Annotated in this window: 13 protein-coding genes; 11 read left to right on the forward strand and 2 right to left on the reverse strand. The window is 36.7% G+C overall.

Annotated elements, in window-relative coordinates; translation table 11 throughout:
- Positions 1–48: 48 nt before the first annotated feature.
- The 6 genes from purR (at position 49) to B5E95_RS05090 (ending at position 7,270) form a co-directional block, all read left to right on the forward strand.
- Positions 49–879 carry a pur operon repressor gene (gene purR, locus B5E95_RS05065; RefSeq protein WP_087235730.1) on the forward strand — a complete coding sequence of 277 codons (831 nt, stop codon included), beginning with the start codon at positions 49–51 and terminating at the stop codon, positions 877–879.
- A gap of 46 nt (positions 880–925) precedes the next feature.
- Complete coding sequence (glmU, locus tag B5E95_RS05070; RefSeq protein WP_025005720.1) at positions 926–2,311, forward strand: bifunctional UDP-N-acetylglucosamine diphosphorylase/glucosamine-1-phosphate N-acetyltransferase GlmU; 1,386 nt, start codon at positions 926–928, stop codon at positions 2,309–2,311.
- Positions 2,312–2,459: 148 nt separating this feature from the next.
- Positions 2,460–3,239 (forward strand): SLAP domain-containing protein, encoded by a 780-nt coding sequence (locus tag B5E95_RS05075; RefSeq protein ID WP_087235731.1) that lies wholly within the window; start codon positions 2,460–2,462, stop codon positions 3,237–3,239.
- 134 nt (positions 3,240–3,373) lie between these two features.
- Positions 3,374–5,059, forward strand: coding sequence for an SLAP domain-containing protein (locus B5E95_RS05080; protein ID WP_087235732.1), 1,686 nt, complete (start codon positions 3,374–3,376; stop codon positions 5,057–5,059).
- A gap of 241 nt (positions 5,060–5,300) precedes the next feature.
- Complete coding sequence (locus B5E95_RS05085; RefSeq protein ID WP_087235733.1) at positions 5,301–6,275, forward strand: ribose-phosphate diphosphokinase; 975 nt, start codon at positions 5,301–5,303, stop codon at positions 6,273–6,275.
- Positions 6,276–6,337: 62 nt separating this feature from the next.
- On the forward strand, positions 6,338–7,270 hold the full coding sequence (locus tag B5E95_RS05090) for an ROK family protein (RefSeq protein WP_087235734.1): 933 nt from the start codon (positions 6,338–6,340) through the stop codon (positions 7,268–7,270).
- Positions 7,271–7,300: 30 nt separating this feature from the next.
- Here B5E95_RS05090 and B5E95_RS05095 read toward each other — a convergent pair whose 3' ends face one another.
- Positions 7,301–7,576 (reverse strand): hypothetical protein, encoded by a 276-nt coding sequence (locus B5E95_RS05095; RefSeq protein ID WP_025005723.1) that lies wholly within the window; start codon positions 7,574–7,576, stop codon positions 7,301–7,303.
- Positions 7,577–7,607: 31 nt separating this feature from the next.
- On the reverse strand, positions 7,608–8,972 hold the full coding sequence (locus B5E95_RS05100; RefSeq protein ID WP_087235735.1) for an HD domain-containing protein: 1,365 nt from the start codon (positions 8,970–8,972) through the stop codon (positions 7,608–7,610).
- Between the two features lie 114 nt (positions 8,973–9,086).
- Between B5E95_RS05100 and B5E95_RS05105 the strand changes: the two genes are divergently transcribed.
- From B5E95_RS05105 to B5E95_RS05125, 5 genes are all read left to right on the forward strand, one after another.
- Positions 9,087–9,488 (forward strand): YwiB family protein, encoded by a 402-nt coding sequence (locus tag B5E95_RS05105; RefSeq protein WP_087176565.1) that lies wholly within the window; start codon positions 9,087–9,089, stop codon positions 9,486–9,488.
- A gap of 46 nt (positions 9,489–9,534) precedes the next feature.
- A complete protein-coding gene (gene rpoE, locus B5E95_RS05110) occupies positions 9,535–10,089 on the forward strand; it encodes a DNA-directed RNA polymerase subunit delta (protein WP_056945557.1) in 555 nt (184 codons plus the stop codon).
- Positions 10,090–10,206: 117 nt separating this feature from the next.
- Positions 10,207–11,826: a CTP synthase gene (locus tag B5E95_RS05115; protein WP_087235736.1), complete on the forward strand. Its 1,620-nt coding sequence runs from the start codon at positions 10,207–10,209 to the stop codon at positions 11,824–11,826.
- 134 nt (positions 11,827–11,960) lie between these two features.
- The gene (locus tag B5E95_RS05120) at positions 11,961–13,256 is read left to right on the forward strand and encodes a UDP-N-acetylglucosamine 1-carboxyvinyltransferase (RefSeq protein WP_056945558.1); all 1,296 of its coding nucleotides are present in this window, start codon (positions 11,961–11,963) and stop codon (positions 13,254–13,256) included.
- A gap of 91 nt (positions 13,257–13,347) precedes the next feature.
- Positions 13,348–13,620, forward strand: coding sequence for an HAD hydrolase-like protein (locus tag B5E95_RS05125; RefSeq protein ID WP_241146319.1), 273 nt, complete (start codon positions 13,348–13,350; stop codon positions 13,618–13,620).
- Positions 13,621–13,709: the final 89 nt, after the last annotated feature.

The following is a 13,709-nucleotide window of genomic DNA, read 5'->3' on the forward strand; positions in this document are numbered from 1 at the left end:
TAGAGTATATTTATTAAGTATAAAGCCAAACATTAGAAAGGAAATATCATGAAACGTTCAGAAAGATTGGTTGATATGACCAAGTATTTAATGGGGCGTCCCCATACTCTAATTGCGTTACCATTCTTTGCTAAGCGATACGGTGCAGCTAAATCCTCAATTTCAGAAGATTTAGCCATTTTGAAACACACACTAGCCAATAATCAAGATGGTATTTTGGAAACTGTAGCAGGAGCAGCTGGTGGGGTACGCTATATTCCATTTTTAGGTAAAAATCATGCGGAAGATTATTTATCTGATTTAGCATCAAGAATTGAAGACCCAAGTCGAATTTTAGCCGGCGGTTTTGTTTATTTATCAGATATATTGGGTGATACGCAAGATTTGCGTAGAATTGGTGAATTGGTTGCCACTCGCTACGCTTATGATGAGATAGATGCCGTAATGACGGTCGAAACTAAAGGAATAGCTTTAGCACAAGCTGTAGCTCGTTACTTGGATGTGCCATTTGTAACAGCTAGAAAACGTTCTAAGGTTACTGAAGGAGCAACGGTTTCTGTTAACTATATCTCATCTTCATTAGCCCGCGTTTCTAAAATGGAATTGCCAACTCGTGCTCTTAAAAAAGGTGCAAAAGTATTAATCGTGGACGACTTTATGAAAGGCGGCGGTACCTTAACTGGGATGGAAGAACTAGTTAAGGAATTTGAAGGCACGATTGCTGGTATTTGTGTTCTTTGTGAAGCTGATTTTGATAAAGAAAAATTAGTCAAAAACTACCTTTCATTAGTAAAAATTAGTAAAATCGATACGGCAAAAAAGCTCATCTTGGCAGAACCAGGAAACTTCTTAAATGAAACTGATTTTGATCGCTTTTAAATGCTATACTAGATCTAAGTTTTAATTATTAAGAGGTTAATTACTAATGGAAAAATATGTAGTTGTTCTTGCCGCAGGCAAGGGTACACGAATGAAGTCAAAGCTGTACAAGGTTTTACACAAAGTTTGTGGTAAAACCATGGTAGAGCACGTAGTTGATGCTGCTAGTGGAATTAATCCTACTGAGATCGTAACTGTAGTAGGTACTGGTGCAGGTGAAGTCGAGAAGGTATTAGCAGACAAATCTAAGTTTGCTTTCCAAGAAAAGCAATTGGGTACCGGTGATGCAGTAATGACTGCTAAAGAAGCCTTAGGTGATAAGGAAGGCGCTACTTTAGTAGTTACAGGTGATACCCCATTATTTACTACTGATACTTTTAATGAATTATTCAAGTATCACGCAGAAAAGGGCAATGCCGCTACTGTTTTAACTGCAGAAGCTCCAAATCCATTTGGCTACGGCAGAATTATTCGTGATAATCAAGGCAATGTTTTACGAATTGTTGAACAAAAAGATGGTAATCCTGAAGAATTAAAAGTTAAGGAAATTAACACCGGTGTATTTTGCTTTGACAATCAAAAATTGTTTGAAGCTTTAAAGCATGTTGATAACGATAATGCTCAAGGTGAATACTACTTAACTGATGTGCTTGAAATCTTGCGCAACAATGGTGAACGCGTTGGTGCTTACAAGATGCCTGACTTTAGTGAAAGTCTTGGTGTAAATGATCGTGTTGCTTTAGCTCAAGCTACTAAGACCATGCAAAGAAGAATAAATGAAGCTCATATGCGTAACGGGGTTTCATTTGTTGATCCTGATACTGCTTATATTGATGCAGATGTAAAAATTGGTAACGATACTGTGATTGAAGGCAATGTAGTTATCAAGGGTAACACTGAAATTGGTAGCGATTGTTACATTACTAATGGATCAAGAATTATCGATTCTAAGATTGGTAATGGTGTAACTATTACTTCTTCAACTATCGAAGAAGCTGAAATGGATGACAACACTGATATCGGTCCAAACTCTCACCTTCGTCCTAAGGCAATTATTCGCAAGGGTGCTCATATTGGTAACTTTGTTGAAATTAAGAAGGCAGAAATTGGTGAAAACACTAAGGTGGGTCACTTAACTTATGTTGGGGATGCAACCTTGGGTAAAGATATTAACATTGGTTGTGGTACAATCTTCTCTAACTACGATGGTGTCAAGAAGCTCCATACTAATGTTGGTGATCATTCATTTATTGGTGCTGGCTCAACACTTATTGCTCCAATCAATGTTGCTGATCATGCCTTTATTGCTGCCGACTCAACTATTACTAAGGACGTAAACAAGTACGACATGGCGATTGCACGTGGACGTCAAGTTAACAAGCCAGACTACTGGCACAAGCTTCCTCTTTCCAAAGATAAAGATTGGGAATAATTAATAAATAAAGAAGTAACCCTGGTCATTTGAACTAGGGCGCTTTTTTGCTAAGAAAGTATTAAGGCTATAGTATTTATTTGCAAAATTATATAAGAGCCCTACAATAGATTTACAAAGATGTTTTTAATGAGGTAGGTATATATTTATGAAGTTAAGTCATAAGTTAATGATGGTATCAGCAGCTGTTTTGATGGGCGTTAGCCCAGTTGTAGGTATGGCAAATAGTGCTTCTGTTCAAGCTGCACCAATTGCACATGCTAAGGGTGTTCATAATACTTATGGTAAGAATAGTCGCGTTAAGATGACTAAGACCATGAAGTTTGTAGACCGCTATGGTAAGAAGACATCAAAGACTGCAACTAAGGGTGGTCACTACACTATTTGGAATGTAAAGAACATTAACGGTGAAGTTTACTACAGTATCCAAACTGACTTGAAGTACTGGATCCCAGCTGCTGCAACTGAAGGTACAGTAACTTACAAGTCTGGTAAGACTACTTATACTCTTAAGTCTAACGGCAAAAAAGTTGTAACTTCTACTTCAACTGCAAAATCAACTAAGAAAGCAGCTAAAAAGACTACTAAAAAGGTAGTTAAGAAAGCAACAAAGAAGACTGTTAAAAAGTCAGAATCTAAGAAAGACAGCAAGAAGACTACAACCAAAAAGTCCTCAGCTAAGAAAACAACTAAAAAGACTACTTCAAAGAAGTCTAGCAAAATTAAGGTAGTTAAGATTTCAATGAAGAAGAAAGCTTATGTTTATGACAACAATGGCAAGCGTGTTAAGAACTATTTAGGCACTAGTTACATTGGTAAAGATGTAACTGTAAAGGGCTTGGGTACTAAGACTATTAAGGGCACTAAATACTACGCTTTAAAGCCAAATCATTATTACGTTAAGGCTTCAGATGTTACTGTTAAGTAACAATGTGGAGTAAAAGATATCTTTTCCTTAAGAAAGGGTATCTTTTTTGTTTCTAAAATTGGCAAAATTTAGATTTGGATTTACAATATATAAATGAATTAGAATTTTAGTTTTAGATATGAGGTAAATTATCGATGAAATTAAGTCATAAGTTAATTATGGTATCAGCAGCTGCATTAATGAGTGTTAGTCCACTTTTAAATACTACACAAAACGTAAATGCTGCGACAGCTTCAACTAAGAAGACTACTACAAAGAAGACTTCAAGCAAGAAAACAACTACAAAGAAGTCTGCTTCTACTAAAAAGACCACTTCAACAAAGAAGTCAACTTCAAAGAAGACTACTAAAAAAGCTGCTTCATCAAAGACAACTACTTCAAAAAAGACTACGTCTAATACTATTAAGTTAACTCACAACGCTTATGTATATGACAAGAACGGTAAGCGTCTTAAGACTTACATGGGTAGCGCTAAATACACTACTATTGCTAAAGGTGTAACTGTAAATTCAAATGGTACTAAGACTATTAAGGGTGTTCTTTACTACAGTCTTGGTGGTGGGGCATACATTAAGGCTGCTAACGTAGATGGTAAAGTTGCAACTAGTTCATCAACTAAAAAGACATCATCAAAGAATACTTCTTCAAATAAGCCTTCTACTGATGAATCAGAAGATAGTACCAGCACTAAGTTAATTCATAATGCTTATGTATACGACGTAAATGGTAAGCGTATCAAGAAGTATGAAGGTAAGTCAAAGCTTACTAAGGGTACAGAAATTGATACTTACGGTACTGTGAATATTAAGGGTAAGAAGTATTACCAACTTGATGAAGAAGGTACTGCTTTCGTTAAGGCTGGTAATGTTGATAGACCAACTACTATTACTTTAAAGAAGAACGCCTACATTTATAACGGTGAAGGTAAGACCAAGAAGAAGCTTGTTAAGAAGGGCAAGACCGTTAAGACCACAGAAGCTAGATACATTGGTACCAAGCTTTACTACAAGATTGGCGATGATCAATTTGTTAAGGCTGCTAATGTAGGCAAGGTTAAGGGCGAAGAACTTGATCCAATTAATGAACCAGATGGTGCAGCAACTGTTGAAGTTCCAGATACTGAAGATGTAAATTCAACTAAGGTAATTACTAAGGGCGTTGTTTCACTTTACGACATTAAAGGTCAAAAATACGCTAATAGAATATTCGATGCTGGTGTAAGTCAACAAGTTTCTGAATTAAGATACATTGCAACTTCAGTGAACTCAACTCCACAATTGTTCTACAAGTTAGCTAGTGGTAGAGGTTACTTAAAGGCTGATGAAGTAACTGTTGATGGTAAGATTTTGAATGCTGTTAACACTCCAGAACAAGCTAAGGCTGATGTTACTGTAGCTACTACTGCTGATAAGGCTAAGTTGACTCAAAGCATCAATGAAGCTGCTAGTGTTAAGGCTTCAGAGATTTACAAGCTTTCAAGCTCAACTGCTAAGGCTGCATACGACAAGGCTATTACAGATGGTGCTATAGTAAATAACAATGCTAGTGCAACTATCGGTCAAGTTAACGAAGCAGAAAGTGCTATTACTAGTGCTAAGGCTAAGCTTAACGGTGCTAAGATTGCTGTAGCTAACCTTAACAGCTTGACTCCAGATGAAGTAACTGCAATTGTTAAAGCAGTTGCAAATGCTAATAACGTTCCAGAAAGCGCAATTCAATTCTCAAATAACAACACTACTTTATCAATCGTAACTAACGGTTATACACAATCATTAAACATTAATGACTACGCTGTTCAAAACTCAGCTATTAATCGTTAATTAAGAGAAAAATAAAATAAGACGTAGCGTCAAAAGACGCTATGTCTTATTTTTTTAGGATATTTTCGTTGTACTAGAAAGTACAAGTATATTCTAACTTTTTTAGTGAGGAATAGTTAGTGCTTTTACCGCTTTTTTACTGTTAAAACGAAAAATCTTGTTATAATTAAGGAGTACATGGTTCTTTTTGGAACAACTTTTGCTAAAATAGAGCTGGTTAATTATTTTTACGGAGGAAATTATGTCCTATAAAGACGATATGATGATTTTTGCCCTCAACTCAAACGTGCCATTAGCACAAAAGATTGCTGATCGTGTGGGCGTACCACTTTCAAAGTCAAGTGTTGAACGTTTTAGTGATGGCGAGATTCAAATTAATATTGATGAAACTGTACGTGGTAAAGACGTATACCTCATTCAATCCACCAGTGATCCAGTAAATGACAATTTAATGGAACTTTTGATTATGATTGATGCTGTACGTCGTGCCAGTGCTCGTACAATTAACATTGTGATGCCTTACTATGGTTACGCTCGTCAAGACCGTAAGACTCGTGCACGTGAACCAATTACTGCTAAGCTTGTTGCTGATATGCTTCAAACTGCAGGTGCAAATCGTATTTTGTCACTTGATTTACATGCTCCACAAATTCAAGGTTTCTTTGATATTCCAGTTGATAACTTAATGGGTGCTCCACTTCTTGCTGATTACTTCTTACGTAACAACCTAGAAGAAGGCGCAGTTGTTGTTTCACCTGATCACGGTGGTGTTAACCGTGCTAGAAAGCTTGCTGAATTCTTAGGTTGTCCTATCGCAATCGTTGATAAGCGTCGTCCCAAGGCTAATGTCGCCGAAGTTATGAATATTATTGGTGATGTTAAGGGTAAGCGTGCAATTATCATTGATGACATGATTGATACTGCTGGTACTATTACTTTAGCAGCTCAAGCATTAATTGATGCAGGTGCTACTGAAGTTTATGCTAGTGCAACTCATGCTGTTCTTTCTGGTCCAGCTATCAAGAGATTAAATGATTCACCAATTAAGAACTTAGTTCTTACTGATTCAATTAATCAACCAGCTGAAAAGAAGCTCGACAAGATGCTTTTAGTATCAGTGGGTCCACTTATGGGGGATGCTATCAAGTGCATTCAAGAACATAAGGCACTTAGCCCATTGTTTAATACTAGATATGAAGCAGACAAGAATGAATAATTAAAGATTTAAAAAGGACGACTAGTCGATTGACTAGCCGTTTTTTGTATTAGGTGAAAAACATGGCAAAATACTTATCTTTTGATATTGGCGGCACAAATTTGAAATATGCCTTGATTGATGAAGAAGGAAAAATTTTTGAAAAAGACAGAATAGAGACGAATACAGAAAGTCTTGCTGCGTTTATGCAGTCAATTTATCAAGTAGCAGATAAATATCGAGGACAGTTTAAGGGAATTGCTGTTTGCGCACCAGGTAAGATTGATACTAAGCACAAAGTTATTTATTTTGGTGGTGCTCTGCCATTTCTTGATGGGCTGAATTTACAAGAAACTTTAGGCAAAAAATATCAGGTACCGGTTAGCGTAGAAAATGATGGTAAAGCTGCGGCTTTAGCAGAGCAATGGCATGGTGAATTACATGATGTAGCTGATGGCGTCGCTATTACTCTAGGAACTGGCGTTGGTGGTGGGATAGTAGTTAATCATCGAGTCGTTCATGGTTGGACATTTCAAGCAGGAGAGCTTAGCTGGATGATTACTAACGCTGGAATAGGCGCCAAAAATATGGCAGCATATACTGGTTATACCTGTTCAGCGGTTAATATGATTAAAAAAATCAATTTAGCGTTAGGTAATGTTTCGAATCTAGATGATGGTGTAGCAGCTTTTAAAGCGATTAATGAAGAAAATTTACGTGCATTGGCAATCTTTCAACGTTATTGTCGCAATGTGGCTATCATGATCATTAATATCCAAACTATCATTAATGCTTCCAAATTTGTAATTGGCGGTGGAATTAGTGCACAACCAGTCTTAATTGAAGCGATTAATAATCAATTGCATAAAATTTTAGAAAATAATCCAATGATTGGTAAGCAAATGATTGCTCCACCCGTAGTAGCCGCAAAGTATGGTAATGATGCCAACTTATATGGGGCTTTATATGCGTTGCTACTTGAATTGAAAGAAAAAAAGCAAACAAAAATGGACTAGTTTTTGGCTAGCCCATTTTATTAATTAAATTTATTCATTTTTAGATAAAGCTTTAGCAATACTTACGCTTGCTGCGGCGATGCTGACGACCATACCAGTCTTGCATCCTGTCTTCACAATATCCTTAATTAAGTCCTTGTTGTCATGAATGAAATCAAATGATAGCTTAGTATAATCCATGCAATAACCATGAATAGTATTCATTAAATCTTTGACTTGTCTGTAGCCACTTTTTTCGACATGTTCAATCTCGTCTTCGGGATTAATTTGAGTTCTTACGTTTGTATTTAAATCGTCATTATTCATAACAGATACCTCTTTTCTATATAAATCTATTTTACCTCTTACGAGGCTTTCTTAAGTATCTTAATGCTCCATTTTTGACGTATTTTTGGAATTGTTCATAAAGGGGATCAAAAATTTGCGGTTGATCTTCGTCATGTGAAAGCATGGTCTTAGGGAAGAAGAAGCGCTCATCACCTTGGAAAGTACCATTTAATGCTCGAACTAAAGGACTAAGCTGGGATAATTCGATTAAACTGCCATCATCTTGCATGATTTCAATTTGACTATTAGCATTTTTACCTGATGGCTTATAAGCGTCATAAGGCTCGTCAAAAGCAGAATTAGTGGCAGTGTAGTAATCTGGATTGAATCCTGTTTGCTTAATAATATTTCTCAGTTTAGGCAATAGGTTTTTAGTTTCTTCGTCAATTCTTACACTAGCAAAAGGTTTTCTGTATAAGTATCTTTTAGCTAAATCTGATAAAATAGGATCCTGCGCTTCAGTCCACATTAAAAAGTTTGTTTCCATGACGCCATCATCTAAATTAAGATAATCATCAAGAGTCCAATTTCCTTCTAAAAAGCTAGCTAGACTAGAAGTAACTTTTAAATTGCCCTTTTCGTAAATATCTTTTGCACGTTCAAGTAAATGCTGTAAAATAACCTCCATGGAACGGCCTACGCGGTGGAAGTAAACCTGTTGGTACATCTGATAGCGAGAGACTATATAATCTTCAACGGCATGCATACCGTTGTTAGTGAAACAAATTCCGTTTTGATAAGGTCTGATAACGCGTAAAATGCGGGATAAATCAAATCGACCATAGTTAACGCCTGTAAAGTATGCATCTCGTTGCAAGTAATCCATTCTGTCCGCATCAGCTTGACTAGAGATCATCTTAACTACTTGTGGATTAGGATAAGTTTTAGCAATTATGCTAGCTACCAATTCAGGAAAATTAGGTGCAACCTGTTTTAAAGCTTGGTTGATTTCAGTATTAGGATCTGTAATGATCTTTTGTCCAATTTTTTCATGATTAGTATTAAATAAATGTTCAAAAGTATGAGAATATGGACCATGGCCAATGTCGTGAAGTAAGCCTGCACATTCAACTAATAAGCGATTATCATCATTCCATAGACCATCACCTGGTGTGATAGAAGGATATTTTTTTGCAAAAATATCACAAATTCTTCTAGTAAGTTCATATACACCTAGATTATGTTCAAACCGGGTATGAGTAGCACCTGGAAAGATGTAGTTAACAGGTCCCAACTGCTTAATTCTGCGCATGCGTTGAAATTCCTTGGACTTAACAACGTCTAGAACAACTTTATCTTCGATATGGATATAACCGTGAACAGGGTCACGGAGCACAACTTCTTGTTTTAATTTTTCACTTTGAAATCTTGCCATAAAAACCACCAAGCTTGATAATTTAATTTTTGGAATTATATACTAAAATAGATTGTAACCACATAAAATTATAGCAAATATCAACCAAGAGTGTTTAATGAAAGGGATGAGGATATGGCAGCAATTACGGTTAATTTGACTAGTAAAATTACACAAGATGATGAAACAGAAACTTTTACTAAAGTAGCCTCAGGTCAACTAGAAGAAAATAATGGTGTAATTCGTGTATCTTATAAAGAAGAGGGCACCATTCCTGTTAAAATGTTGTTGAAAGAGGATGAACTCATAATTAAGCGCGGGGTAGATAATAACAACTATTCTTTGATGAAATTTGTTCCTGGTGAGAAAGTTAATTGCCGCTATGTTGTTGAAGGACGACAAATGGATATGACTAGTGTGACAAATTTGCTTGAATATAAAGAGCAAGCAAGTTCACATCAACTTCGGCTTGAATATGACCTCTTTAATGGACTATACTTAATAGGTAACTATGCAGTCACGTTGATTTTTACTTAAACGCCTAGTAGAATAGTAAAGATTGTAAAAGAGAGGACGTACAGCTGTGGGATTAGACAAATTTAAAGACAAAAACCGCGATGAATTATCAATGATCGAAGTTGCACGAGCAATTTTGGAAGATAATGGTAAGAGAATGGCATTTGCCGATATCGTTAATGCCGTACAAAAATACTTGAATAAGAGTGACGAAGAAATTCGTGAACGTTTGCCACAATTTTATACTAATATGAATACTGATGGTGAATTTATCTCTATGGGTGAAAATGTATGGGCACTTCGTACTTGGTTCCCATATGAATCAGTTGATGAAGAAGTTAACCACCCAGAAGATGAAGAAGAAGACGATGCACGTAAGCACCATAAGAAGGTTAACGCATTCTTAGCAAGCGCTACTGGTGATGATGATATTATCGATTATGATAATGATGATCCAGAAGACGATGATTTAGACGCTACTGCTGACGATAGCGATGACGATTATGGTGATGATGATTCTGAATACGATGAAGATAATGACGATACAGATGACGTATTGCCAGACGGAATTGAAGGTCAATTATCACAATTAAACGATGATGATGACGACGAAGATAATTAATTTGCTTGACTTAAGAGGAAAAAGCAGATAGTATTTTTGTTGGGCACCCTATGTGCGTTTAGCTCCCTAACAAGGGAGCTTTTTTGTTTAAAGGATAAGTTAAAAAGGAGCAAATAAATGACAAAATATGTTTTCGTAACTGGCGGTGTCGTATCTTCACTTGGTAAGGGTATTACTGCATCAAGTTTAGGTCGACTTCTTAAAAATCGTGGTTTAAAAGTAACCATGCAAAAGTTTGACCCATACATTAACATTGACCCAGGAACAATGAGTCCTTACCAACACGGTGAAGTTTATGTTACCGATGACGGTACAGAGGCTGACCTTGACTTAGGTCACTATGAAAGAATTGTTGATGTTAGAACAAGTAAATATTCTAATGTAACTACTGGTAAGATTTACCAAGAAGTTCTTGAAAAAGAACGTCGCGGTGACTACAACGGTGCTACTGTACAAGTAATTCCACATATTACTGATATGATCAAGAAGAAGATCATGCGTGCAGCTCTTACTACTGATTCAGACGTTATTATTTCTGAAATTGGTGGTACTGTTGGTGATATGGAATCAACTCCATTCATGGAAGCTATTCGTCAAATGCGTCGTGAAGTTGGTGAAGAAAATGTAATGTACATTCACTGTACTTTAGTTCCACTTCTTCACGCAGCTCATGAAATGAAGACTAAGCCAACTCAACACTCAGTTGCTGAACTTCGTAGCATCGGTATTCAACCTAACATGCTTGTTCTTCGTGCTGAACAACCAATTGATCAAGAACACAAAAACAAGATTTCAACTTTTACTGATGTTCCTGTTGATCGAATTATCGAATCCATTGATGCTCCTTCATTATTCGATGTGCCTTTGGCATTTCAAAAGCAAGGTATGGACCAAAAAGTTTGTGATTTCTTACATATTGAAAGTCCAAAACCAGAAGCAGATATGAAAGCTTGGAAGAAGCTTGATGAACGTGCTAAGAACTTGAAGCACCACACTAAGATTACTTTGGTTGGTAAGTATGTAGAACTTGAAGATGCTTACATCTCAGTAACTGATGCTTTGCAACATGCTGGTTACCTTTACAACACCAAGATTGATGTAGATAAGGTTCAAGCAGAGGATATTACTGACGATAACATTGCTAAGATCATGGAAGGCTCTGATGGCTTAATCGTACCTGGTGGTTTTGGTACTCGTGGTCTTGAAGGTATGATCACTGCTATTAAGTATGCTCGTGAAAATGATATTCCATTCTTGGGTATTTGCTTAGGTATGCAAATGGCTAGTGTAGAATTTGCACGTGACATCTTGAATCTTGAAGATGCTAATACTACTGAAGCAGAACCACATTGTAAGAACAATATTATCGATATCATGGCTGATAAGCGTGATGAAGAAAATATTGGTGGTACCTTGCGTTTAGGTCTTTACCCAGCTGCTCTTAAGAAGGGTACTAAGACTCGTGAAGCTTACGATGATCAAGATGTAATTCAAGAACGTCACCGTCACCGCTTTGAATTTAACAACAAATATCGTGAAGCATTTGAAAAAGCTGGTATGGTATTCTCAGGTGTATCACCAGATAATCATTTGGTTGAAATCATTGAATTGCCAAAGAAGAAGTTCTTTATTGCAGCTCAATACCACCCAGAATTTTTGAGTCGTCCACAACGTCCAGAAGGATTATTTAAATCATTTATCGGTGCAGCTAGTGGACTTCCAGCACAAGAATTTTAATGAATAATCACTTGAATTATACAAAATCTTAAGAAAACAAGAGTTGAGGGACCTCGGCTCTTGTTTTTTTCTCAAATTTCCTTTAACATTATTATGATTAATTGAAAGTAAAAGAAAAGGATTTGTTTTCGCCAATGAAGCAGATGATTATTCATGGTGGAAAGCCTCTACAAGGTGACGTTTGGATTGGTGGCGCAAAGAACTCTACAGTTGCGCTCATTCCAGCATCGATTTTGTCAAGAACACCAGTAACTTTGGAAGGCGTCCCAAGGATTGCTGATGTTGTCAACTTAATGGATTTATTAAGCGAGATGGATGTACATTGTGATTTTGGAGAAACCACATTACGTATTGATCCAGAGAATATTAAGATGAGTCCATTACCAGCTGGTAAGATTAAGAGTTTGCGTGCATCGTATTACTTCATGGGTGCGCTTCTCGGTCGTTTTGGCAAGGCAGTAGTAGGCTTCCCTGGTGGTGACGATATTGGACCACGTCCTATTGACCAACATATTAAGGGCTTTGAAGCTCTAGGCGCCAGCGTAAAAAATGAAAATGATCAAATTGTAATTACAGCACCAGAAGATGGATTGCATGGGGCAAAAATCCATTTGAAAATGCCGTCTGTTGGTGCAACTATGAATATTATTATGGCCAGTGTAACTGCACAAGGCCAAACTATTATTGAAAATGCAGCCAAAGAACCAGAAATTATTGATTTAGCGACCTTTTTGAACAATATGGGCGCAGTAATTCGTGGTGCCGGAACTGATTCTATCAGAATAGAAGGTGTGGATATGCTTAAAGCACAAATTCCACATACAATTATTCCTGATCGAATTGAAGCAGGTACTTATGTTTCCTTGGCTGCTTGCATTGGTAATGGTATTCGCATTCATAATATTATTGAGGAGCACCTGGATTCTTACTTAGCCAAGGTAGAAGAAATGGGTGTAGTAATTGACGCAGATGAAGATTCACTTTATGTTTACCCAGCAGGGGACTTAAAGATGGTACAAGTAAAGACAGACGTGTATCCTGGCTTTGCGACTGATCTTCAACAACCAATTACACCGCTTCTTTTAACTGCTAAATCAGGTGAAGGCGTAGTAATCGATAATATTTATCCAAAACGTAATGGTCATATTCCACAATTACAGAAGATGGGTGCCGATATTAAAGTTGAAGATAATATTATTTTGGCTCATCCAACTAAGCAACTTCATGGAGCTGAAGTAACAGCTGGTGAAATTAGAGCTGGTGCTTGCTTAATGATTGCCGGATTAATGGCAAATGGTACTACTGTAATTGATAAGGCTGGCAATATTTTGCGCGGATATGATCGTGTACAAGAGAAGCTTCGTCAACTTGGAGCTGATGTCACAATTAAAGATGATCCGAGTGAACCTGGTATATTAGACAATATCTAGTTAAAAAGCATATTCGAGTAAGAATATGCTTTTTTAATTTGTTACAATGAAAGAGGTTACATAAAAAGCAAAAGGATATAAGGAAAGTAAAATGGATTTAAAAAATAAAAAAGTGGCTTTTTTTGATATGGATGGAACGCTAGTTGATAGTGAGACATTATATTTCCAGACACGTAAAGAAGTGTTGGCAAAATATGGTTTTGACTATCAAAAATCTGAGAATAATAAACTATTGGCAACCGGTTTTGAGCCTACATTGAGATATTTACAACAAAAAACTGGTGATAAAGTATTAGGACAAAAGATTTTTGATGAAGCCTTGGCTTTATTTAACGAAAAACGCCCGAAAATCCCCGTATTTTAATGCGGGGATGGATAGGGCCAAGCTGACCTAGCAGTCAGCTTTTTTTATTCTAAAAATAGAGACATACGTTCGACTTCCCTGTAAAATAT

This window comes from Lactobacillus gallinarum (genome assembly GCF_002160635.1).
Taxonomy (GTDB): Bacteria; Bacillota; Bacilli; order Lactobacillales; family Lactobacillaceae; genus Lactobacillus; species Lactobacillus gallinarum.